Source organism: Sphingopyxis sp. Geo48, assembly GCF_949769155.1.
Classification (GTDB): Bacteria; Pseudomonadota; Alphaproteobacteria; order Sphingomonadales; family Sphingomonadaceae; genus Sphingopyxis.
Genome location: NZ_CATKPA010000007.1, coordinates 22887 through 43416 on the forward strand (window position 1 = coordinate 22887; position 20530 = coordinate 43416).

General features: G+C 65.7%; 25 protein-coding genes. 12 read left to right on the forward strand and 13 right to left on the reverse strand.

The window, feature by feature from the left end; genetic code table 11:
* Positions 1–10 precede the first annotated feature (10 nt).
* From QOL79_RS17520 to QOL79_RS17545, 6 genes are all read left to right on the forward strand, one after another.
* Positions 11–2806, forward strand: a complete 2796-nt coding sequence (locus QOL79_RS17520; RefSeq protein WP_283420334.1) for a helicase-related protein — start codon at positions 11–13, stop codon at positions 2804–2806.
* Between the two features lie 10 nt (positions 2807–2816).
* Positions 2817–3116, forward strand: coding sequence for an RNA-binding S4 domain-containing protein (locus QOL79_RS17525; RefSeq protein WP_283420288.1), 300 nt, complete (start codon positions 2817–2819; stop codon positions 3114–3116).
* A gap of 173 nt (positions 3117–3289) precedes the next feature.
* Entirely contained in the window at positions 3290–3628 is a 339-nt protein-coding gene (gene fdxA, locus QOL79_RS17530) for a ferredoxin FdxA (protein WP_058455019.1), read from the forward strand.
* 308 nt (positions 3629–3936) lie between these two features.
* Positions 3937–4587 carry an ATP-dependent Clp endopeptidase proteolytic subunit ClpP gene (gene clpP, locus QOL79_RS17535; protein WP_283420289.1) on the forward strand — a complete coding sequence of 217 codons (651 nt, stop codon included), beginning with the start codon at positions 3937–3939 and terminating at the stop codon, positions 4585–4587.
* A 189-nt stretch (positions 4588–4776) separates the two neighbouring features.
* Entirely contained in the window at positions 4777–6045 is a 1269-nt protein-coding gene (gene clpX, locus QOL79_RS17540; RefSeq protein ID WP_058455017.1) for an ATP-dependent Clp protease ATP-binding subunit ClpX, read from the forward strand.
* Positions 6046–6341: 296 nt separating this feature from the next.
* The gene (locus tag QOL79_RS17545) at positions 6342–9029 is read left to right on the forward strand and encodes a TonB-dependent receptor (protein WP_283420290.1); all 2688 of its coding nucleotides are present in this window, start codon (positions 6342–6344) and stop codon (positions 9027–9029) included.
* A gap of 265 nt (positions 9030–9294) precedes the next feature.
* Here QOL79_RS17545 and QOL79_RS17550 read toward each other — a convergent pair whose 3' ends face one another.
* The 10 genes from QOL79_RS17550 to QOL79_RS17595 form a co-directional block, all read right to left on the reverse strand.
* Positions 9295–9705 carry a SufE family protein gene (locus tag QOL79_RS17550; protein WP_204991858.1) on the reverse strand — a complete coding sequence of 137 codons (411 nt, stop codon included), beginning with the start codon at positions 9703–9705 and terminating at the stop codon, positions 9295–9297.
* Between the two features lie 192 nt (positions 9706–9897).
* On the reverse strand, positions 9898–10155 hold the full coding sequence (locus tag QOL79_RS17555) for a hypothetical protein (RefSeq protein ID WP_204991859.1): 258 nt from the start codon (positions 10153–10155) through the stop codon (positions 9898–9900).
* 26 nt (positions 10156–10181) lie between these two features.
* Positions 10182–10454 (reverse strand): hypothetical protein, encoded by a 273-nt coding sequence (locus QOL79_RS17560; RefSeq protein WP_058455014.1) that lies wholly within the window; start codon positions 10452–10454, stop codon positions 10182–10184.
* Positions 10455–10500: 46 nt separating this feature from the next.
* Entirely contained in the window at positions 10501–10749 is a 249-nt protein-coding gene (locus QOL79_RS17565; RefSeq protein WP_283420291.1) for a hypothetical protein, read from the reverse strand.
* A gap of 10 nt (positions 10750–10759) precedes the next feature.
* Positions 10760–11077, reverse strand: a complete 318-nt coding sequence (locus QOL79_RS17570) for a hypothetical protein (RefSeq protein ID WP_204991861.1) — start codon at positions 11075–11077, stop codon at positions 10760–10762.
* A gap of 14 nt (positions 11078–11091) precedes the next feature.
* Positions 11092–11391 carry a hypothetical protein gene (locus QOL79_RS17575; protein WP_204991862.1) on the reverse strand — a complete coding sequence of 100 codons (300 nt, stop codon included), beginning with the start codon at positions 11389–11391 and terminating at the stop codon, positions 11092–11094.
* Positions 11392–11432: 41 nt separating this feature from the next.
* Positions 11433–11813: an envelope stress response membrane protein PspC gene (pspC, locus tag QOL79_RS17580; RefSeq protein WP_054731198.1), complete on the reverse strand. Its 381-nt coding sequence runs from the start codon at positions 11811–11813 to the stop codon at positions 11433–11435.
* Positions 11814–11815: 2 nt separating this feature from the next.
* Positions 11816–12097, reverse strand: coding sequence for an envelope stress response membrane protein PspB (gene pspB, locus QOL79_RS17585; RefSeq protein ID WP_058455010.1), 282 nt, complete (start codon positions 12095–12097; stop codon positions 11816–11818).
* Between the two features lie 12 nt (positions 12098–12109).
* Positions 12110–12772 carry a phage shock protein PspA gene (pspA, locus tag QOL79_RS17590; protein WP_204991863.1) on the reverse strand — a complete coding sequence of 221 codons (663 nt, stop codon included), beginning with the start codon at positions 12770–12772 and terminating at the stop codon, positions 12110–12112.
* Between the two features lie 87 nt (positions 12773–12859).
* Complete coding sequence (locus QOL79_RS17595; RefSeq protein ID WP_156416522.1) at positions 12860–13000, reverse strand: hypothetical protein; 141 nt, start codon at positions 12998–13000, stop codon at positions 12860–12862.
* A 176-nt stretch (positions 13001–13176) separates the two neighbouring features.
* On the opposite strand from QOL79_RS17595, the gene pspF reads away from it, so the two are divergent.
* The gene (gene pspF, locus QOL79_RS17600; RefSeq protein WP_283420292.1) at positions 13177–14202 is read left to right on the forward strand and encodes a phage shock protein operon transcriptional activator; all 1026 of its coding nucleotides are present in this window, start codon (positions 13177–13179) and stop codon (positions 14200–14202) included.
* Between the two features lie 100 nt (positions 14203–14302).
* Here pspF and QOL79_RS17605 read toward each other — a convergent pair whose 3' ends face one another.
* Complete coding sequence (locus tag QOL79_RS17605; RefSeq protein ID WP_283420293.1) at positions 14303–14794, reverse strand: hypothetical protein; 492 nt, start codon at positions 14792–14794, stop codon at positions 14303–14305.
* A gap of 257 nt (positions 14795–15051) precedes the next feature.
* Here QOL79_RS17605 and rplU point away from each other — a divergent pair, with 257 nt between their 5' ends.
* The 3 genes from rplU to QOL79_RS17620 all read left to right on the forward strand — a co-directional run bounded on the left by rplU (position 15052) and on the right by QOL79_RS17620 (position 16672).
* Positions 15052–15516, forward strand: a complete 465-nt coding sequence (rplU, locus tag QOL79_RS17610) for a 50S ribosomal protein L21 (RefSeq protein WP_058455006.1) — start codon at positions 15052–15054, stop codon at positions 15514–15516.
* A gap of 48 nt (positions 15517–15564) precedes the next feature.
* Positions 15565–15834: a 50S ribosomal protein L27 gene (gene rpmA, locus QOL79_RS17615; protein WP_058455005.1), complete on the forward strand. Its 270-nt coding sequence runs from the start codon at positions 15565–15567 to the stop codon at positions 15832–15834.
* 241 nt (positions 15835–16075) lie between these two features.
* The gene (locus tag QOL79_RS17620; protein ID WP_283420294.1) at positions 16076–16672 is read left to right on the forward strand and encodes a GNAT family N-acetyltransferase; all 597 of its coding nucleotides are present in this window, start codon (positions 16076–16078) and stop codon (positions 16670–16672) included.
* A 198-nt stretch (positions 16673–16870) separates the two neighbouring features.
* Here QOL79_RS17620 and QOL79_RS17625 read toward each other — a convergent pair whose 3' ends face one another.
* Complete coding sequence (locus QOL79_RS17625) at positions 16871–17494, reverse strand: DUF937 domain-containing protein (protein WP_283420295.1); 624 nt, start codon at positions 17492–17494, stop codon at positions 16871–16873.
* Between the two features lie 179 nt (positions 17495–17673).
* Here QOL79_RS17625 and QOL79_RS17630 point away from each other — a divergent pair, with 179 nt between their 5' ends.
* Both QOL79_RS17630 and QOL79_RS17635 read left to right on the forward strand, forming a co-directional pair.
* Positions 17674–18090: a DUF3597 domain-containing protein gene (locus QOL79_RS17630; protein WP_283420296.1), complete on the forward strand. Its 417-nt coding sequence runs from the start codon at positions 17674–17676 to the stop codon at positions 18088–18090.
* A gap of 127 nt (positions 18091–18217) precedes the next feature.
* Entirely contained in the window at positions 18218–20074 is a 1857-nt protein-coding gene (locus QOL79_RS17635) for a DUF885 domain-containing protein (protein WP_283420297.1), read from the forward strand.
* Here the strand turns inward: QOL79_RS17635 and QOL79_RS17640 are convergent.
* Positions 20071–20523, reverse strand: coding sequence for a hypothetical protein (locus QOL79_RS17640; RefSeq protein ID WP_058455000.1), 453 nt, complete (start codon positions 20521–20523; stop codon positions 20071–20073). The two genes, QOL79_RS17635 and QOL79_RS17640, sit on opposite strands and share 4 nt — an antisense overlap.
* Positions 20524–20530 lie beyond the last annotated feature (7 nt).

A 20530-nucleotide genomic window follows, 5' to 3' on the forward strand; every position in this document is an offset into this window, starting at 1 on the left:
GCCAACGACAATGACGTCCTTCTCTTCCACTCCGGTCAAGGCTGTCCTTGGCCCCACCAACACCGGCAAAACCCATTTGGCGGTCGAGCGCCTGACCGCCCATGCGAGCGGCATGATCGGCTTCCCGCTGCGCTTGCTGGCGCGCGAGGTTTACGACCGCGTCGTCGCGATCAAGGGCGCGGCCGAGGTTGCGCTGGTGACGGGCGAGGAGCGCATCATGCCGCCGGGCGCGCGCTACCTGCTCGGGACGATGGAGGCGTTGCCGGTCGACCGCGACGTCGCCTTCGTCGGCATCGACGAGGTCCAGCTCGGCGCGGATCCCGAGCGCGGCCATGTCTTCACCGACCGCCTTCTGCGGGCACGCGGGCGCGAGGAGACGATGATCCTCGGCTCGGCGACGACCAGGGGTCTGGTCCGCAGCCTCGTTCCCGAGGCCGAAATCGTCACCCGCCCCCGCTTCTCGACCCTGAGCTACGCCGGACCATCGAAGCTGTCGCGGCTGCCGAAGCGCTCGGCGATCGTCGCCTTCTCGGCCGAGGAGGTTTACGCGATCGCCGAAATGCTCCGCCGCTTCTCGGGCGGTGCGGCGGTCGTGATGGGCGCGCTCAGCCCCAAGACGCGCAACGCGCAGGTCGCGATGTTCGAGGCGGGCGAGGTCGACTATCTTGTCGCGACCGACGCGATCGGCATGGGGCTCAACCTCGACGTCCAGCATGTCGCGTTCGCGAGCCTGCAGAAATTCGACGGACGCCGCCTCCGCCGCCTGACGATTTCCGAAATGGCGCAGATCGCGGGGCGCGCGGGTCGCCACCAGCAGGACGGCAGCTTCGGCACCGTCGGCCTGCCGCAGGGCGGCTTCACGCCCGAGGAAATCATGGCGATCGAGGGACATCATTTCCCGCCGCTCGCCAGCCTGTTCTGGCGCAACCCGACCCCGCGCTACGACACGCTCGACGTGCTGCTCGCCGATCTGGCACAGCCGCCGGGGCAGCCGACATTGCGCCCCGCGCCCGAGGCGGTCGACATCGCGGTCCTGAAACATCTCGCCGGCGACATGGAAGTGCGGATGCGCGGGAACGAGCCCGAAGCGGTCGCGCGCCTGTGGGACGTCTGCGGCCTCCCCGATTTCGAGCAATTGGGTGCCGAACATCACAGCCGTACCGTGCTGAGGCTATGGCAATGGCGGACGAGCGGCGATGGGATGATCGATCCCGACTGGTTCGCCAAACGCCTCGCGCGGCTCGACGACACCGACGGCGACATCGACCAGCTCGCGAGCCGCATCGCCGCGGTCCGCACGCTCTGTTTCATCGCGCAGCGCGGCGACTGGATCGCGGGCGGCGCCGGATGGACCGAGCGGACGCAGGACCTCGAATCGCGCCTCTCCGACGCGCTCCACGCCGCGCTCGCGCAGCGTTTCGTCGACCGCCGCCTCGCGCTGCTGATCCGCGACGCGGGGCAGCGTCACGCCTCGCTTCCCGTCGCGGTCGCCGTCGACGGCACCGTCGCGGTCGATGGCGAGCCGATCGGCACGCTCAAGGGCTTTTCGTTCAAGGTCGATGCGCGGGCGCGGGCAAGCGACCACCGCCTGCTCCTTGCTGCGGCGGAAAAGCATCTGCGCAGCGAACTCGCGCGCCGCGCCGCGACCTTGGCCGCAGGCGAGGATAATGCGCTGTCGCTCGTCAGCGAAGCCGGCACCGCGCCGCGCCTCGCCTGGCACGGACACATCGTCGCGACGCTCGCGCGCGGGCCGACGCTCGTCCAGCCCGCGATCCAGATCGACGCATCGCTGCGCCGCCTCGAGCCGCAGCAGGTTCAGGCGATCTCGGAGCGGTTGCAGATTTTCGTCGCGCAGCAGCTTGCGCGCCACGCAGGGCCGCTCGCCACGATGGGAGAAGCGGCGGGCGACCTCTTCACCCCGCCGCGCGTCCGCGCGCTGCTCGCCGCGCTCGTCGATGGCGGCGGCACCGTCCCGCGCGCCTCGGTCGAAGCGCAGCTCGAGGCGATGAGCGCCGAAGAGCGGCCGCAGCTCCGCAAGCTCGGCCTGACCATCGGCTCGCTCGACATCTTCCACCACCAGCTTCTGAAGCCCGAGGCGGTGCGCTGGCGCGCCGCGCTGCTCGCCGCGCAGCAGGGCGAGAGCGTGCCCGCGCTGCCGCCGCAGGGCGCGGTGCTGCAAAAGACCGGCAGCCACACCGGGCTGCGCATCGCCGGCTTCCGCCGCTGCGCCGCGGGCTGGCTGCGCATCGACATGGCCGAGCGGCTCGCGCGTCAGGCGCACGCCGCGCGCATCCAGGCGGCGGCGATCCCCGGCAAGGCGCGTGCGGGCGACGACGACCGTCATGACGCGCATCACGCCGACGACGGCCATGACGCCACCGCCGCCTCGCCGCCGGGGTTCGCGATCGACCCCGCGCTCGCCACCTCGCTAGGCCTCGACGAGGAGACGCGCCGCGCCCTGCTGCAAAGCTTCGGCTTCCGCACCGTCGGCGACCCGGCGCTGCAACGCTGGCGCTGGGCGGGGCTCAAGCATCCCGACAAGCGCCAGCGCCGCAAGCATGGCAAGGGGCAGCCGCACGAAAACACCCCCGCCGCCAAGGGCAAGGCAGAGCGCTCGCACGCCAAGCAGGCCAGCGGCCGGCGACCGAAGCATGGCCAGAAGCCCGGCCAGAAGCATGGAATCCCGGCCCCCGCCAACGCCGCGCCGCGCTCGCCGCGCCCCGACCGCCCGCAACGGCGCGGCCCGTCGCCCCACAGCCCGTTCGCGGGCCTCGCCGCGCTGCTCGCCGACGTGCGCAAGGATTGACGGCGCGCCGATGGCCAGTCCCGGCGCCGCAGGAAGCATCCGGCTCGACAAGCTGCTCTGGTACCTGCGTTTTGCGCGCTCGCGCAGCATCGCGCAGGCGATGGTGGCCGCGGGACATATCCGCCTCGACGGCCGCCGTATCACCCGCCCCTCGGCCGCGGCCCATGCCGGTGCAACGCTGGTGCTGCCCGTCGGCGAGCGCATCGAGGTGATCCGCCTCCTCACCCTCCCCGGGCGCCGCGGCCCCGCGCCCGAAGCGCAGGCCTGCTATATCCGGCTCGATGCCGGAGCACCCGTCGCCTCCATCTGAGCTATCGGCGGCGAAGGAAAAGCTGTCGTCCGAAACCGTCGCCGCTGGCCTACAGAATGAGAGTGATTCGCAACTGACGCTTTGCGTTGACGCGCCGCGTTCGCGCGGCATAGAGGCGGGTCGAACGATCATCCGGACGGCAAGGGTGCCGCCGGCCAAGGGAGCAAAAGCCCATGACCTATGTTGTGACGGACGCCTGCATCCGGTGCAAATATATGGACTGCGTCGAGGTCTGCCCCGTCGACTGTTTCTATGAGGGCGAGAATATGCTCGTCATCAATCCGAACGAGTGCATCGACTGCGGCGTGTGCGAACCCGAATGCCCCGCCGAGGCGATCCTGCCCGACACCGAAAGCGGTCTCGAAAAGTGGCTCGAAGTGAACAGCAAGTTCAGCGCCGAATGGCCGAACATCACGGTCAAGAAGGACAGCCCCGCCGACGCCGACGAATGGAAGGGCGTCGAGGGCAAGTACGAGAACCATTTCTCCGCCGAGCCCGGCGAAGGCGACTGATCGTCGCACCGGCGGCAAGGCAAAGGGGCGGGTCATTCCCGCCTCTTTTCTTTTCGGGGTCGCGATGCGTTCGGCCTCGCGGTGACCCGACCTGCATCGTCATCCCGGACTTGATCCGAGGACCATTCGCGCAGCGACCGGAGAAGTCGATCCCGGATCAAGTCAGGGATCACAAAGGAACGCCCCGATCCGCCGCACGACAATTTGCCCCCTTGAAACGCTCCGTCTTGCCGCCGATGTAGGGCGACGGAGGGGCAGCCCGCCGGTCCTCGGCGCGGCAACCCGATAAATGTAAGGACTTAATCCCGATGATCGATCCGCTGGCCGCCCTTGTTCCCGTCGTCGTCGAACAGACGAGTCGCGGCGAACGCAGCTTCGACATTTTCTCGCGCCTGCTGCGCGAACGGATCGTTTTCGTCACCGGCGAGGTCGAGGACAATATGGCCTCGCTGATCGTCGCGCAGCTCTTGTTCCTCGAATCGGAAAATCCGAAGAAGGACATCTATATGTACATCAACTCGCCGGGCGGCGTCGTCACGGCGGGCATGGCGATCCACGACACGATGCAATATATCCGTCCGCGCGTCGGCACCGTCTGCATCGGCCAGGCCGCCTCGATGGGCAGCTTCCTGCTCGCGGCGGGCGAGCCCGGGATGCGCGTCGCGCTGACCAATGCGCGCGTGATGATCCACCAGCCTTCGGGCGGCGCGCGCGGCATGGCATCGGACATCGAGATCCAGGCCAGGGAAATCCTGCGCATCCGCAAGCGGATGAACGACCTCTATGTCAAATATACCGGCAAGTCGCTGAAAGAGATCGAGAAGGCGATGGACCGCGACACCTTCCTCGAGGCCGACGAAGCCAAGGCCTTCGGCCTTGTCGACCATGTGTACGACCGCCGTCCGGGCCTGCCCGGCGACGAGGCGCCCAAGGAAATCAGCGAAGGACCGACGCCCTGAGCAACGCGCGGCGCGCCCGGATCAAGCAACGCAGCACCGTCAGTAACCGCGTTTCTTGACGGCTCTTTCGCCGACCTGTGCCAGACCGGACATTGTACCCATGTCACCCAATTGCCATATTGTAATTGGGTGGCCGGGGATTAGGATAAAGGAATCGGCGCCCCATTTGGGTCCGCCAGAGGATATTATATGACCAAATTGAGCGGCTCGGACAGCAAGAGCACTCTTTACTGCTCCTTCTGCGGCAAGTCGCAGCACGAAGTCCGCAAGCTGATTGCCGGACCGACCGTGTTCATCTGCGACGAATGCGTCGAGCTTTGCAACGACATCATCCGCGAAGAGATCAAGGGCGGGGTCGCCGCGCGCAAGGACGGCGCGGTGCCGACGCCGCTGGAAATCTGCCAGCATCTCGACGCCTATGTGATCGGCCAGAACAAGGCCAAGCGCGTGCTGTCGGTCGCGGTCCACAACCATTACAAGCGCCTCGCCAACTCGGGTCGCGGCGAAGACGTCGAACTCGCGAAGTCGAACATCCTGCTCGTCGGCCCGACCGGCAGCGGCAAGACCTTGCTCGCGCAGACGCTCGCGCGCTTCCTCGACGTGCCCTTCACGATGGCCGACGCGACGACGCTCACCGAAGCGGGCTATGTCGGCGAGGATGTCGAGAATATCATCCTGAAGCTGCTCCAGGCCAGCGACTATAATGTCGAAAAAGCGCAGCGCGGCATCGTCTATATCGACGAGATCGACAAGATCAGCCGCAAGGCCGAAAACCCGTCGATCACCCGCGACGTGTCGGGCGAAGGCGTGCAGCAGGCGCTGCTCAAGCTGATGGAAGGCACGACCGCCAGCGTTCCGCCGCAGGGCGGCCGCAAGCATCCGCAGCAGGAATTCCTGCAGGTCGACACGACGAACATCCTGTTCATCGCGGGCGGCGCCTTTGCGGGCCTCGAAAAGATCATCGGCGACCGCCTGCAAGGCAAGTCGATCGGTTTCGGTGCGCATGTCGCCGGGCCCGACGAACGCCGCGCGGGCGAGGTGCTGAAGAATATCGAGCCCGAGGATCTGCTGAAGTTCGGCCTGATCCCCGAATTCGTCGGCCGTCTGCCGGTCATCGCGACGCTCGAGGATCTCGACATCGACGCGCTGGTCAAGATTCTGGGCGAGCCCAAGAACGCGCTGGTCAAGCAGTATAAGAAGCTGTTCGACCTCGAGGAAGTGTCGCTGACCTTCACCGACGATGCGCTCATCGCCGTCGCGAAGAAGGCGATCGAACGCAAGACCGGCGCGCGCGGCCTCCGCTCGATCGTCGAGGCGATCCTGCTCGACACGATGTTCGACCTGCCCGACCTGACCGACGTCGTCGAGATCGTCGTCGACAAGGACGTCGTCGAAGGCCGCAAGGATCCGGTGCGTGTCTATGCCGACAAGGCAAAGGAAGCCGGCGACGCCGCCTGAGTCGCGACCGCCTTTTCCGGACATGACGGGGTGCCGCGCGCAATGCGCGGCGCCCCTTTTTGTTGCATTGCAGCAACAGTTCGCCAAAAAAAAGCCGCTCACCCTGTGGATAGTTTGGCTTGGGCCACGGAAATTCGCGCTTTTTTAGCCTTTCACCGACCGCGCTTCCCCTCCCGGCTTGCACTGTCACAATTGCTGTCACAATCGTGCCACATGCGGGCTTCAGGGGCGCTCGCAGGTCAGGGGCGCCCTTTGTCGCGCGCCAGCCGAACGCACCACCAAGGGGACATCCTGAAATGAAATTCCGCCATACGCTCGCCGCCAGCGCCGCGCTGATTCCGGTCGCGCTGCTCTCCACCCCGGCTTTCGCCCAGTCGACCGGTTCGCAGGACTTCGAAAACGAAATCGTGGTCACCGGCACGGCCACCAACCGCGGCGTCGCCGGCGTCCAGACGCCCGACACCACCAAAGCGAAAGCCGTCCTGACGCAGGAGTTCATCGAACGCCAGGCGCCCGGCCAGACGATCAACGACATCATCAACCAGCTTCCGGGCGTCAGCTTCCAGAACAACGACCCCTTCGGCTCGGCGGGCGGCAAGCTGTCGATCCGCGGCTTCGACAACACCCGCATCAACCAGACGTTCGACGGCATTCCGCTGAACGACTCGGGTAACTACGCGCTCTATTCGAACCAGCAACTCGACCCCGAACTGATCGAGCAGGTCAACGTCAACCTCGGCTCGACCGATGTCGACAGCCCGACCGCCGCGGCTTCTGGTTCGACCGTCAACTATCGCACGCGCACGCCGGGCGAAGAGTTCGGCGTCAAGCTGGTCGGCTCGGCCGGCGACTTTGGCTTCTTCCGCATCTTCGGGATGATCGACAGCGGCGTCCTGACCCCCTGGGGCACGCGCCTGTTCATCTCGGCCAGCAACGCAGAGAATGACACGGTGTTCGGCAACGAAGACCAGCCGGCCTACGCCGCGACGCCGACCACGGCAGCGCGCGCTGCGATCGATTCGCGCACCGGCAAGATCCACAAGCAGCAGTATAACGCCAAGCTGTATCAGCCGATCGGCGATAACGGCGACTTCGTTGCGATCTCGGGCCACTATAACCAGAACCGCAACAACTTCTTCGGTTCGGTCGGCCTTCGCGACGTCCATAACATTGCGTCGAACTTCGTCCCGAACATCTTCCCGCAGAGCAAGGACGACCGTGACTATGGCATCGCCAAGTGCACGATCAACTCGGCCGCGCGCCCGGGTCAGGCAGACGTTGCCAACAGCTGCGGCTCGACGTTCGACGAGCGGTACAACCCCTCGAATACCGGCAATATCCGCGTCAACTCGCGCTTCACGCTGGCGCAGGGCCTCGTCCTGACGGTCGACCCCAGCTTCCAATATGTGAAGGCGAACGGCGGCGGCACGGTCGTCGGCCAGGAAGCGCGCCGCGACGTCAACCCGACCGGCGGCGCCGCAAACTGCAACACCACGCCGAACAGCGCGACGGTGAGCTGCCAGATGGGCTATATCGGCGGCACTCCCTATTATGGCCGCGATCTCAACGGCGACGGCGACCTGCTCGACACCGTCCGCGTCCTCGCGCCCAGCCAGACGCAGACCCGTCGCTACGGCGTCATCGCCGGTCTGCGCTATGAGCTGAACGACGAACACACGTTCCGCGTGTTCTACAGCCTCGACCGCGCACGTCACCGCCAGACCGGCGAAACCGGTTTCCTGCAGGCCAATGGCAAGCCCTTCGACGTCTTCCCGGTCAACGACCCGCTGGCCGATGCGTCGGGCAACGTCCTTCAGAAGCGCGACCGCAAGTCGATCGCGACGCTGAACCTCGTCGGCGGCGAATATCGCGGCGAATTCGGCGCCCTGACCGTGCAGGTCGGCGGTTCGTACAAGATGTTCAAGCGCGACCTGAACAACTATTGCGCGACCTCGAGCGCGACCGGCTTCGTCGAATGCTTCGGCACGAACACCGCTGGCCTGCAGGCCTGGCTGGCAGCGAACCCGACCGTCACCATCGCCCCTGGCGTCACCGCGCCGGTGCAGGGTCCGCAGCAGCGCATCCGCAAGTATAACAAGTTCACGCCGAACGTCGGCCTGACCTTCGACGCGACGGGCGACATCAGCATCTTCGCCAACTATTCGAAGGGCGTGCAGGTTCCGGGCACCGACAACCTCTACAACGCCTTCTACTTCCCGACGGACAGCGATCAGGCAAATCCGAAGCCCGAAACCACCGACAACTTCGACGTCGGCATCCGTTACTCGACGAGCAAGGTCCAGGCGCAGATCGGTCCCTGGTACACGATCTTCCACGATCGTCTCGCTTCGTCGTTCGATCCCGAAACCGAGCGTAACGTTTACCGTAACCTCGGCCGCGTCGACAAATATGGCATCGACGCCAGCGTCTCGTACCGCCCGATCCCCGAACTCTCGGTCTATGCCTTCGGTTCGTACCTGAAGTCGGAAATCAAGGACAATGTCCGTCTCGGCACGTGCGCCGCGGCCGACGTCGCGGCGGGCTTCTATGGCTGTACGGCGGTTGGCCAGCAGTCGTTCGCGCTGACCAAGGGCAAGCGCGAATCGGGCTCGCCGACCTATACCTTCGGCGGTCGCGCCCAGGGCCAGCTCGGCCCGGTCGAACTCGGCGTGCAGGTGAAGCGCACCGGCCCGCGTTACGTCAACGACCAGAACACGCCGCTGTACCAGACGGTCAATGGCGTCCCCAACACGGTCGTCTATGGCGCGAAGGCACCGGCCTACACGCTGGTCGATCTCGACGCCCGACTGAACCTCGACTGGGCGGGCTTCGGCGACAAGGTCTATTTCCAGCTCAACGTGTCGAACCTGTTCGACAAGCTCTATGTCGGCGGCTTCGACGGCCAGCTTGCGAACAACTCGGTGCCGTTCGTCCAGATCGGTTCGCCGCGGACCTTCATCGGCTCGATCGTCGTCGGCTTCTAAGCCCCAACGAACGACCAGGAAATCGGGCGCGGGAGGAAACTCCCGCGCCCTTTTTCTTTTGCGGCTATCGACCGGAGGTCGACATCTTCCCATCGTCACCCTGAACTTGTTTCAGGGTCCATGGTCTGCCGTTTCCTTCGGCGCGGCGCCGGACGAACGCTCAGTCCATGGATGCTGAAACAAGTTCAGCAGGACGTGAACTGAAAGGCTGGAATCCACCCCGATGCCGCCAAAAGCAGCTCGACCGGCCGGAGCGGCAGGCGGTTCAGTCCGCGGCGATCCGGCGCGCGGTGTCTTGCACAAGCGCGATCATGTTGGGCACGCCCTGCGTGCGGTTCGACGAGAGCTGGCGCGTGAGATCGAAGGGGGCGAGCGCGGCGGCGACGTCCATCGCCGCGACTTCGGCCGCCGGGCGGTCCTGCACCGCCGCAAGGACGAGCGCGACGATCCCCTTGGTGATCGCGGCATTGCTGTCGGCGAGGAAATGGAGCCGCCCGTCATCCTGCGGTACCGGATAAACCCAGACGCTGGCCGAACAGCCGCGGACCAAGGTCGCGTCGGTCTTGAGCGCGTCGGGCATCGGCTCGAGTTCTCGGCCTAGCTCGATCAGCAGGCGATAGCGATCGTCGCCGTCGAGAAAGTCATATTCTTCGAAGATGTCGGTCAGGCTGCGCATGGCGGCGCCAGTGGCAGATTTGGGGGGCGGAGGAAAGGGCTTTGCCCCTCGCCTCAATGCTCGTCATGCCGGCTGCGGCGATGTTTTCGCTGTGTCAGCATACATGGCCCCCGCTCTCGATATTCGCCGCGCTTGGGGGGCTCCGGCTATGGACCCTGAAACAAGTTCAGGGTGACCATGAGAAATGGGTGGTTACAGATCGACCCCCGCCGCGATGGCTTCGAGCTTGCGCAGCCGTTCCTTGAGGTCGGCGATCTCGATCCGCGATCCGGCGTGCGGGACGGCGGGGTCGTTCGCCGCGGGACCGTGGCCCGCCGCGAGTTCCTCGCGCTTCAGTTGGATCCAGTCGCGCCAGCCGCGGAGCGCAGCAAGGCTGATAATCGACAGCGCCGACAGCGCGACCGCCGCCGTGATCAGGTTGGTGGCGAGGTCAGACGTCATGGTGCCCATGGGTTGGCTCCTTCTTCGTCAAGGTCTCAGGGGAGGGACCGGTCGCGCAGGCTCTCGATTTCCTGGTCGAGCGTGACCGCGCGGTTATTGTCGGTGGCGATGCGTTCGAGCACCTGGATGCGCTCCTTGAGCGCGCGGATCTCTGCCTGCAGCGCCCTGGTCTCGGCTTCGGTCGCGGCGTTGTTCGCGACATAGACTTCATTACCGTGGCGATCGCGGCGCACGCCATATTTCGCGCGGACGATGCTGCCGATGGTCACGATGAGGACGATGCCGATGACCATTTCAAAGGGGTTCATGGGGGATCCTTTCGCTTGTTTCTTGTTGTTGGGTCTTTTGTCGGTGTCAGTTGAGCGGCGCGTCGCGCAGCTTTTCGATTTCGTCGGACAGGTCGACGCCCTTGTCGGTGACGATGCGTTCGAGGACGCGGACGCGGGCTTCGAGCCGTTCGGTCTGCGCCGCATATTGCGCCGCCTTCTCGGCGGTCATTTCCGACTGCTTTTCGATCATCTTCTGCTGGTGCTTGGTCCAGATGAACAGCCCCCCGACGATGAACGGCGCGAGCGGGATCAGCGCGTAGATCATATTTTCCATGATATGTTCCTCAGTTCGCGGGGCGCCGCAGCGCCTCGATCTCATGGCTCAGCCGATGCCCCTCGTCGGTGACGATGCGCTCGATCACTGCAAGGCGGTCCTTGACCGAACCCAGTTCGGCGCGGAGCTGGGCATTTTCCTGGCTGACCAGCTTGACGCGCTCGATCGTCTCGTCGCTCGTCTTGGGATAGATCGCCTTGCCCCAGCTGTTTTCGAGCGGATAGCCGTTCTTGACGCGAAGCCAAGTGGTGAAGACCCAGCCGCCGACCCCGGCCAGGCCGACAACGGCGGCAACGGGGGCGATGGTGTTGAGCAATACGAGATCCATTGTCGTCAATCCTCTCAGCGCAGACGGTCGATCTGGTCGGCGAGCTGCGCGGCCTGGCCGTGATTGTCGGTCGCGATGCGTTCGAGCACCGAAATGCGTTCCTCGAGCCGGCCGATCTGGCCGACGAGTCTGGCATTCTCGTCCGTGAGCAGCGTGATTTTTCGATCAGCGTCGACGTCGGTTCGATGAACCGTGCCGCCCCATTCATTCTCAACGGGATAGCCGTGCTTGGCGCGGATCCAGGTGGTGAACATCCAGCCGCCGATCGACAGGGCGATGATGGCGAGGACGAAAGCAGGACCACCGAAGTTCATTCTTATTCTCCCTGTTGCCCGTCAGTCGATCTGCGCGCCGATTACCGGAGAGCGTCGATCTCGTCGGCGAGACGGCGGTTGTGGCTGGTGTAGTAGAGTTCGATGTCGGCGAGCCGGCGGTCGATGTCGCGAAAGCGCGAGCGGATGTCGCGGGTCGAGGCGCTGGGGTTCGAGCGCACGCCCTGCCAGAACTTCGCCTCCTCGTTCGATCCGTAGAGCGCGAAGGGCTTGGGCGTTCCCATCCAGGCGACCATCCAGTAGGCGATCAGCGTCCAGGGGAACCCGCCCATCAGGGTCAGGAGGACCGCGCCGACGCGAACCCAGAGGACGTCGATCCCGCTATAATCCGCGATCCCGGCGCACACACCGCTCCACTTGGCGTTCTGTTTGTCGAGGTAGAATTTCGTGCGGCTGGCAGACATCTTCAGTTCCTCCGGCTCGTGCTGTTGTTTTCGAGTTGCGCCAGCTCTTCATCGCTCCGCACCGAAGGGCGGAAGTCGGGATGGTCGGCGCTGATGATGCGTTCGACGGTGTGCAGGCGGTTTTCGAGCCGGCGCGCCGTGTCGTAGAGTTCGTCGAGCAGCTGCTCATCCTCTCCGGTCAGCGTCTTGGCCTGCTTCCACTTGGTGATGTAGTGGAGGATCAGCCAGGGCAGACCGAGGAAGAGGGTGCCAATGACGATCGGGACAATGATCACTTCTTCCATCGGTCCGGCTCCTTACTTCTTGCCCTGCGCGGCCTTCAGCGCGGCGAGTTCGTCGGCGACCTTGTCGGCGGCCTGCAGGTCGGCGATTTCCTCGTCGAGCGACTTCTTGTAGCCGAGACCGAGCGCATCGGCGCGGCCTTCGGCTTCGTCAACGCGGCGTTCGAGGATCTCGAAGCGCGAGAAAGCATCCTCGACGCGGTCGCCGTTGGTCATCTCGCGCAGCTTGTAGCGGTTCTCGGCGCTTTCGAGGCGGTTGACGACGCTCGACTGGCGCGCGCGCGCTTCGCTCAACTTCTTCTGCAGCTTGGCGATATCGGTTTCATAACCGGTGAGCGCGTCGTCGAGGACGGCGATCTCGGCCTTCAGCTTTTCGGCCATGTCGCCGGCCTTCTGCTTTTCGACGAGGGCGGCAGTGGCGAGATCTTCGCGGTCCTTCGACAGCGCGAGTTCGGCCTTTTCCTTCCAGCTGTCCTGCAGGCTTTCGAGCTTGGCGATGTGGCGGCGCATTTCCTTCTGGTCCGCGATGGTGCGGGCGGCGGAGGCGCGGACTTCGACGAGCGTTTCGTTCATCTCGAAGATGATCTGGCGGATCATCTTTTCGGGATCTTCCGCGCGGTCGAGCAGGTCGGTGACGTTGGCGGCGATGATGTCGCGGGTCCGTGAGAAAATACCCATTTGGAAACTCCTGTCGAAACTTGGTCCTAAGAAATGCTGGTGCCGGGGCGGGGCAAGGGGGGAGAGTGCCCCGGCACCAGTGTTCGGTCAGGCCAGATGGCTGACCGCCGGGGTTGCCGCAGCGATGTCGTAAAGGACTTTCGGCTGGTCGATCACGCCGACGAAAATAGCCAGCGCTCCGAACGCGCTGAGCGCGAAGGTGGCGGCTTGGGCAAACATCGTCTTCATGGGTTCTACCTTCCCTTTTTCGCTGCACCGGAGCGATGTGCGCCGGCTCGTGAATATCATTGCAGGAGGCGTGCCAATTGCCCGCAATGGCAGAAAAGCGCCAAACTTGACGCAGAAACCTGGCCTCGCCGCGAATTGACTTGCCATTCAGCGGGAAAATTTGCCAATGATTGGGAATGGAACGCGAAACGCAGTTCATCGGCCAGTCGGCGGCCTTTCAGGATGCGGTCGACCGCGCGAGCCAGGCGGCGACGCTCGACCGCCCGGTGCTCGTGATCGGCGAGCGCGGCACCGGCAAGGAACTGATCGCCGAACGCCTCCATCGCCTGTCGGCGCGCTGGGACCGCCCCTATGTGATCATGAACTGCGCCGCGATGCCCGAGACGCTGATCGAGAGCGAGCTGTTCGGGCATGAGGCGGGCGCCTTTACCGGCGCGACCAAAACGCGCGCCGGACGCTTCGAAGAGGCCGACGGCGGCACGCTCTTCCTCGACGAGCTGGCGACGATGTCGATGGGGGCGCAGGAGCGGCTGCTGCGCGCGGTCGAATATGGCGAGGTCACCCGCGTCGGCTCGTCGCGCCCGATCCGCGTCGACGTCCGCATCGTCGCGGCGACCAACGAGCACCTGCCCGCGCTGGTCGAAGACAACCGCTTCCGCGCCGACCTGCTCGACCGGCTCTCGTTCGAGGTCATCACCCTCCCCCCGCTGCGCGCGCGCGAGGGCGATATCGAGGTGCTCGCCACCTACTTCGGCCAGCGCATGGCGGCGGTACTCGGCTGGGAGGAATGGCCCGGCTTCGGCCCGCGCGCGCTGGCGGCGATGGAGGGCCACGACTGGCCGGGCAATGTCCGCGAGCTGCGTAACGTCATCGAGCGCGCCATCTATCGCTGGGCCGATCCCGAGCGGCCGGTCGACGCGCTGAGCTTCGATCCCTTCGCGAGTCCCTGGCAGCCGGTCGTCCGCAAGGCGACCGCCAAACCGGCAGCGGCTGCCGCGGCGAGCGAAGGCGCCCCAACCGCGCACGAACCGCAATCGGGCCCGGTCAGCGACCTGCGCGCCGCGGTCGACGCCTATGAAAAGCAGATCTTGGCCGACACGATGGCGCGCTGCCGTTTCAACCAGAAGGTCGCGGCCGAGGCGCTGGGCCTCAGCTACGACCAGATTCGCCATGCACTAAAAAAGCATGGGCTGAATCAGTAACGCCGCCCTTCCGTTTTTCGTCACCTCGATCCCGGGTCCATTCATCCTGGCGCTGGAACGATGGATCCGGGATCGAGTCCGGGATGGCGACAGGAAGGGGTTACTCCCCAGGCAGCTGTTTGCTCAGCGCCTCGATGATCGCCGCCTGCGCCGACGCCGTATCGGCAAGCCGGTCACGCAGAGCGTAGATGTCGGGAAGGCCGTCGACCGCTTCGTCGATGCTCCGCTCCAGATAAAGCCGGTCGATGTCCGCCAGCGCCTCGGTCAGCGGCGCCCGCGCAGCGACGAGACGCGAGATCGCCTGCTGCGCGACGACCCAGCGTTCGCTCGCGACCGGCGCGCCCGCAGCCGCCGCAACCGCCGAGGCTGCCGCGTCGCGCTCGGAGGCGAAAGCCTGCTGGGCAGCGATCGAATCGGCCTCCCACCGCCCGAGCCTGCCGGCAAGGTCGGTGGGCAACGGCCCGGGGGGCGTGACCGCGACCGACGGCGGGACCACTTCGAACCGCCCTTCAACCGCGCGCTTGGCCAGCGACGGCGCCGGTCCGCCCGCTCCTGGCCCACCGGCGCAGGCGGACAGGGTCAGGGCAGCCATGACAGGCAGGAATAAGGAGGCGCGCTTCATTGCCACCCCTGATATGGGGCGCGTGCGCAGGCGGCAAGTGCCGAATCGGAATCCCCGGAGCCAGCTTGGCTTCGCTGCATTATCCGTTAAAAAGCACGGAAATATGCGGTTGACAGCACGAACGGAGATCGCTAGGTGCGCGGTCTTTCCCGCTTGCTGGAAAATTCGCCTGCTTTGGCGGGTGACCGGCAGCGCGGGTGTTCTAGTTTCTGATTGGATGGAAGACCATGTTCGCAATCGTGCGCACGGGCGGAAAGCAGTATCGCGTTGCCGCCGGAGACAAGATCGCCGTCGAGAAGATCGAGGGTGAAGCCGGTGACACCGTGTCGCTGGGCGATGTCCTGCTGGCCGGTGACGGCGGCGAGGTGAAGGATGCGAAGGGTCTGACCGTTTCGGCCGAGATCATCGCCCAGACCCGCGGCGAAAAGGTCATCGTGTTCAAGAAGCGCCGCCGGCACAACTACCGTCGCCGCAACGGCCACCGCCAGTCGCTGACGCTGCTGCGCATCCTTGCCGTCGGCGAAGCCAAGAAGGCCGCACCGAAGAAGGAAGCCGCGCCGAAGGTCGAAGAAGCCGCCGCTGCTCCCGCCGCCGAAAAGGCTGCCGCGCCGAAGAAGGCCGCTGCCCCCAAGGCCGAGACCGCCGAAAAGAAGCCCGCTGCCAAGAAGGCAGCCCCCAAGAAGGAAGCCTGAGCGCGGTAACGCAGCTCGGCCCCTCAAGCGAAGTAAGGAGTTTAGGTCATGGCACATAAGAAAGCAGGCGGTTCGTCGCGCAACGGTCGCGACTCGCAGGCCAAGCGCCTTGGCGTGAAGAAGTTCGGCGGTCAGGAAGTGATCGGCGGCAACATCATCGTGCGCCAGCGCGGCACCAAGGTGTACGCGGGCGTCAACGTCGGCATGGGCAAGGACCACACGCTGTTCGCCACCGCCGACGGCCGCGTCCGATTCCACGATGGCAAGCTTGGCCGCAAATATGTGTCGGTCGACGCCATGGCAGAAGCCGCCGAATAAGGGCGATCTTGCACGGGTCGCCCATCAAGGGATGACCCGGAGCTGTCCTTTCCGCCCCAAGCGGAAACAAGGTTCGAAAAGAGGGAGACGGGTCACCCCCGGACTCCCTTTTTTCTTGTCCGCCGTCGATTGCCTCGGTTCCGGACGCGAAAACAGGGCCATCCATCTCCCTCGCGCATCGACTGTCGTCAAAGAGTCACCATGTGGCGGCTAGGGCGACAGGCAAATGGGAGTGATAAGAATGTTTGCGCGTACCGAAAGATTGTTGCTGCGGCCCGGCTGGCAGGAAGACGCCCCCGCCCTCGCGCGGGCAATCGGCGAAGAGGCGGTCGTGCGGAACCTTGCCCGCGCGCCCTGGCCCTATGGCGAGGAAGAGGCGCAGAAGTTCCTGAACCAGCCGATCGACCCGACCCAGCCACGCTTCCTGATCTTCGCCCGCACGGTTGGCGCCCCGCGCCTTGTCGGCGGCTGTGGTATTTCACCCGGCCCCGAGGGCGAGCTCGAAATGGGCTACTGGATCGCCCGTCCCTATTGGGGTCTCGGTTTCGCGACCGAAGCCGGGCGCCAGCTGCTGCGGATTGCCCGCGCGATGCACCTGCCGAAGCTGTCGGCTGGGCATTTCGTCGACAATCCGGCATCGGGCGCGGTGCTGCGCAAGCTCGGATTCCGGCCGACCGGCAAGGTCGCGCAGCGCTATAGCGTCGCGCGCGGCGGCAAGGCGGCGTGCGCGCTGTTCGAGGAAGGCGACGGGGACGGCAGCAATGCCGTCACCCCCATGCGCGGCCGGATCGACATCGATGCCGACTTTCGTGAGGAAATCCGCCTGATCGCGGCCTGAAGAGACGCCCGATCCGAATCGTCGAGCGACCGCTTAGGGGTGATTTCCAGACCGTCCCCTATTTCCGTTCGTGTCGAGCGAAGTCGAGACACTATCGAAGCAGCGCCTGGACCGAGGGGCACCTCGACTTCGCTCGATGCGAACGGGATTAGTTAGGGCCTCTACCGGCCGGATCCGGACGACGCGATCAGAAGCTCGTTACCCCCTGAGCCTCCCCGCCATGCCGATGATGTCGTCGAGCGGATTGCCGTCGCCGTCCATGTCGAGCATCTTGCCAAGGCCGCCCAGCCCACCGCCCGACGCGCCACCGCCGCCAAGCACACCGCCCAGCATCCCGCCGAGCCCGCCCGGCGATCCGCCGCCGCCCAAGGCGCCGCCGATCAGATCGCCGAGCCCGCCGGACCCGCCTTGTTGGCCCTGTCCACCCTGCTTCGCCATATAACCCGCGACCATCATCGCGAGGATCGGCAGCATCTGCTTGAGCAGGCCTGCGCTGATCCCCGTCTGTCCCGCCGCATGGTCGGCGACCGAGCGGCTGACGTCCTTCGACCCGAAAATCTGGCCGAGCACCTCATTGCCCGGTTCGACCGGGGTCGGCTGTGAGCCCAGCACCGAGTCGAGCAACCCGCCGCCGCCGAGCTGGCCGAGCAATGCGCCGAGACCCTCGATCCCGCCGCCGCCCTGTGCCTGTTTCTTGAAGCCGCCGAGGATCGCGGGAAGCAGCGCTTCGGCGCCCTGCTGCGCCACGCCGGGCGGAACGCCCAGCTCCTTCGCCATCGATTCGATGCCACCGGCTTGCGCCAATATGTCGGCCAGATTCATGCCAAGTCTCCCACTTCGGCACGCGATCCAGCCATGCCGATAGGCGCCAGCATAGCCCCGTCGGGGAGCCAGGAGGAGTCGTTCATTTCGCTGTCATTTACAAATGCATAGGTCCATCCTGTGGCCCCGCGACTCGCCCCCCGGTCGGGATGGCCGCGCATCTTAGTGGGAGTGAAAAGATGAGCATTTTCGGCAAGATCAAGGACGCGATCTTCGGCAAGAAGGCCGAGGCCGCAGAACCCGCAGCCCCGTCGGCATCGGCGAGCGCGATCGGCGCCGCGGTCGGCGCCGCGACGAGCGCGATGGCCACTGCGGCCGAGACCCCCGCCCCGATCAGCGATGTCGATGTCGAAGCGATCCTGTCGGCCGAAGCCGCAAAGGCAGGCCAGGATCTCAACTGGCGCACGTCGATCGTCGACCTGATGAAGCTGCTCGGCATCGATTCGAGCCTCGCCAACCGCAAGGAACTGGCGACCGAGCTCGGCTATACCGGCGAACTCGACGGCAGCGCGGAAATGAACATCTGGCTGCACAAGGCGGTGATGCGCGAACTCGCCGCGAACGGCGGCAAGGTGCCCGCCGACCTCACCGACTGACGGACGGTCCACAAATTTCGACGGGGGTCGGGAAGGCAGACGCTTTCCCGGCCCCTTTTCATTGACCCATGCGCTTCGCCGCCTAGACAGGTTTCAACAGAAACAAAATCGCCCGAGGGAGCCTTCCGTGTCCGACCTGCTTTCCAACTCCGTCAGCCGTCGCCAGACGCTCGCCGCGCTCGGCGCCAGCGCCGCGGGTATCGCCATCGCGGGGCCGGCGGCCGCCGAAACCGTCGCGACCGCGGGACGAGCAAAGTCGCCTGCCACGGCGCTGCTCGATTCGATCGCCGACAATCTCCTCGCCCTCTCGCCCGAGGGCGCAACCGGGCTCGGCATCGACACCGGCGCGCGCGCAGCAATGCGCGGCCAGCTCGGCGACCGGTCAGCCGCCGGGCAAAAGGCGATCGCCGACACGCTGAAGGCCGACGTCGCACGTATCCGTGCGTTCAAGACCGACGGGCTCGACCATGCGACGCGCACCAGCCTCGCGGTCGTCGACAGCGCCTACAGCGTCGCGATCGACGGCTTCGCGCAGCCCTATGGCGACGTCGCGGTCGGCGGCTGGCGCAACACGCCCTATGTCGTGATCCAGAATGTCGGCGCCTATCTCGACATTCCGAAGTTCCTCGACAGCGACCATCCGGTGAAGAGCGCCGCCGATGCCGAAGCCTATCTCGCCCGCCTCAATGCCTTTCCGGGCGTTCTCGAAGGCGAGACCGAACGCCTCAAAGCCGCGGGGGGCCAGGGCCTCATCGCCCCGGCCTTTCTGATCGACAAGGCGGTCAAGCAGCTCGAGGCGACGCTCGCCGACGCGAAGGCGGGCGGCGGGATGGTCGAGAGCCTCGTCACCCGCACCGCCGCGGCGAAGATCGCGGGCGACTGGTCCACGCGCTCGTCGAAGATCGTGCAGGGGCCGGTCGCGGCGGCGCTCGAACGCCAGCTCGCCGAGTTGAAGGCGCAGCGGCCAAAGGCGACGATGGACGCCGGCATGTGGGCGCGTCCGCATGGCGACGAATTCTATGCCTGGGCGCTCCGCGCCTCGACAACGACGCGCATGACCCCCGATGAGGTCCATGCGATGGGCCGCGAACAGCTCGCCGAACTGCACGGCCGGATGGACCCGATTCTCAAGCAGCTCGGCTACACCAACGGCTCGGTCGGCGACCGGATGAACGAGCTCGCCAAAGATCCGCGCTTCAAATTCCCCGACAATGACGCCGGCCGCGCCGAGATCGTCGCCTATATCCAGACCTGGCTCGGCAAGATTCGGGCGCAATTGCCACGTGCCTTCCGCACGCTGGTGAAGGGCAATGTCGAGGTCAAGCGGCTCCCGCTCGCCGAGGAACCCGGCGCGCCAGCTGCCTATGGCGGCGCAGGGTCGATCGACGGCAGCATCCCGGGGCGCTTCTGGATCAACCTGCGCACCACCGATCTGCACAGCAAATATTCGCTGCCCGATTTGACGATGCACGAGGCGATCCCCGGCCATGCGTGGCAGGGCGAGTATGCGAACCGGATGCCGCTGATCCGCACGATGCTGGCGTTCAACGCCTATTCGGAAGGCTGGGCACTTTATGCCGAACAGCTCGCCGACGAACTCGGCCTCTACGACGATTTCGAGGTCGGGCGGCTCGGCTATCTTCAGTCGCTCGCCTTCCGCGCATGCCGCCTCGTCGTCGACACCGGCATTCATGCGAAACGCTGGACGCGCGAGCAGGGGGTCGAATTCTTCGTCAAGGAAAACGGCTCGAACCCGCTCGAGGTCGCGAGCGAAGTCGACCGCTATTGCAGCTGGGTCGGCCAGGCGTGCGGCTACAAGGTCGGGCACAGCGAGATCGTCCGCCAGCGCGGCCGGGCGCAGGCCGCGCTGGGGGCAAAATACGACCTCCGCGATTTCGACGACACGGTGGTCAAGGGCGGCAACGTCCCGCTCGACGTGCTCGCCAAGAATGTCGACGAATATATCGCAGGGACGAAGGGCTAGACCTGGGGCAGCGGCGCCAGATCGGGCTCGACGAACCCACGCCGCGCCGGGACCGAAAAGAGCAGCTCGCGGCTGTAGAAGCGCAGCGGCCAGTCGCGGCGACCGACGTCGGAGAGCAGCATCGCGTTGACACGCTCGGCAAGGCCCGTTGCGGTGGTCTCCGACAGGAAGAGCCGCACGCCCGCGACATAGGCGCGGGTGATGCTGTCGTGATAGCCCTGCGTGTCGTCGTTCACGCCGCCGACGCTCTCGTTGAAGCGGCGGATGATGTCCGCAATCTCGGCATCGACGTCGATGTCCGGGCGCTCGGAAAGCAGCCAAAGGCAGGCCCCGAGATGCGCTTCGTGTGTCCACGCCTCGCGCGGCAAAGTGCGTGCGAGCAGGCCAGTGCCGATCGCACGGATGTCTTCGTCGCCGGCGAACAGGCGGGCTGAAAATTCGGTGGTCATCTTTCCG

What these genes read in the sequence shown, in the direction of transcription:
- QOL79_RS17520 (WP_283420334.1), top strand. Translation starts at nt 11, where the DNA reads ATGACGTCCTTCTCTTCCACTCCGGTCAAGGCTGTCCTTGGCCCCACC.
- QOL79_RS17525 (WP_283420288.1), top strand. Translation starts at nt 2,817, where the DNA reads ATGGCCAGTCCCGGCGCCGCAGGAAGCATCCGGCTCGACAAGCTGCTC.
- fdxA (WP_058455019.1), top strand. Translation starts at nt 3,290, where the DNA reads ATGACCTATGTTGTGACGGACGCCTGCATCCGGTGCAAATATATGGAC.
- clpP (WP_283420289.1), top strand. Translation starts at nt 3,937, where the DNA reads ATGATCGATCCGCTGGCCGCCCTTGTTCCCGTCGTCGTCGAACAGACG.
- clpX (WP_058455017.1), top strand. Translation starts at nt 4,777, where the DNA reads ATGACCAAATTGAGCGGCTCGGACAGCAAGAGCACTCTTTACTGCTCC.
- QOL79_RS17545 (WP_283420290.1), top strand. Translation starts at nt 6,342, where the DNA reads ATGAAATTCCGCCATACGCTCGCCGCCAGCGCCGCGCTGATTCCGGTC.
- QOL79_RS17550 (WP_204991858.1), bottom strand. Translation starts at nt 9,705, where the DNA reads ATGCGCAGCCTGACCGACATCTTCGAAGAATATGACTTTCTCGACGGC.
- QOL79_RS17555 (WP_204991859.1), bottom strand. Translation starts at nt 10,155, where the DNA reads ATGGGCACCATGACGTCTGACCTCGCCACCAACCTGATCACGGCGGCG.
- QOL79_RS17560 (WP_058455014.1), bottom strand. Translation starts at nt 10,454, where the DNA reads ATGAACCCCTTTGAAATGGTCATCGGCATCGTCCTCATCGTGACCATC.
- QOL79_RS17565 (WP_283420291.1), bottom strand. Translation starts at nt 10,749, where the DNA reads ATGGAAAATATGATCTACGCGCTGATCCCGCTCGCGCCGTTCATCGTC.
- QOL79_RS17570 (WP_204991861.1), bottom strand. Translation starts at nt 11,077, where the DNA reads ATGGATCTCGTATTGCTCAACACCATCGCCCCCGTTGCCGCCGTTGTC.
- QOL79_RS17575 (WP_204991862.1), bottom strand. Translation starts at nt 11,391, where the DNA reads ATGAACTTCGGTGGTCCTGCTTTCGTCCTCGCCATCATCGCCCTGTCG.
- pspC (WP_054731198.1), bottom strand. Translation starts at nt 11,813, where the DNA reads ATGTCTGCCAGCCGCACGAAATTCTACCTCGACAAACAGAACGCCAAG.
- pspB (WP_058455010.1), bottom strand. Translation starts at nt 12,097, where the DNA reads ATGGAAGAAGTGATCATTGTCCCGATCGTCATTGGCACCCTCTTCCTC.
- pspA (WP_204991863.1), bottom strand. Translation starts at nt 12,772, where the DNA reads ATGGGTATTTTCTCACGGACCCGCGACATCATCGCCGCCAACGTCACC.
- QOL79_RS17595 (WP_156416522.1), bottom strand. Translation starts at nt 13,000, where the DNA reads ATGAAGACGATGTTTGCCCAAGCCGCCACCTTCGCGCTCAGCGCGTTC.
- pspF (WP_283420292.1), top strand. Translation starts at nt 13,177, where the DNA reads ATGGAACGCGAAACGCAGTTCATCGGCCAGTCGGCGGCCTTTCAGGAT.
- QOL79_RS17605 (WP_283420293.1), bottom strand. Translation starts at nt 14,794, where the DNA reads ATGGCTGCCCTGACCCTGTCCGCCTGCGCCGGTGGGCCAGGAGCGGGC.
- rplU (WP_058455006.1), top strand. Translation starts at nt 15,052, where the DNA reads ATGTTCGCAATCGTGCGCACGGGCGGAAAGCAGTATCGCGTTGCCGCC.
- rpmA (WP_058455005.1), top strand. Translation starts at nt 15,565, where the DNA reads ATGGCACATAAGAAAGCAGGCGGTTCGTCGCGCAACGGTCGCGACTCG.
- QOL79_RS17620 (WP_283420294.1), top strand. Translation starts at nt 16,076, where the DNA reads ATGTTTGCGCGTACCGAAAGATTGTTGCTGCGGCCCGGCTGGCAGGAA.
- QOL79_RS17625 (WP_283420295.1), bottom strand. Translation starts at nt 17,494, where the DNA reads ATGAATCTGGCCGACATATTGGCGCAAGCCGGTGGCATCGAATCGATG.
- QOL79_RS17630 (WP_283420296.1), top strand. Translation starts at nt 17,674, where the DNA reads ATGAGCATTTTCGGCAAGATCAAGGACGCGATCTTCGGCAAGAAGGCC.
- QOL79_RS17640 (WP_058455000.1), bottom strand. Translation starts at nt 20,523, where the DNA reads ATGACCACCGAATTTTCAGCCCGCCTGTTCGCCGGCGACGAAGACATC.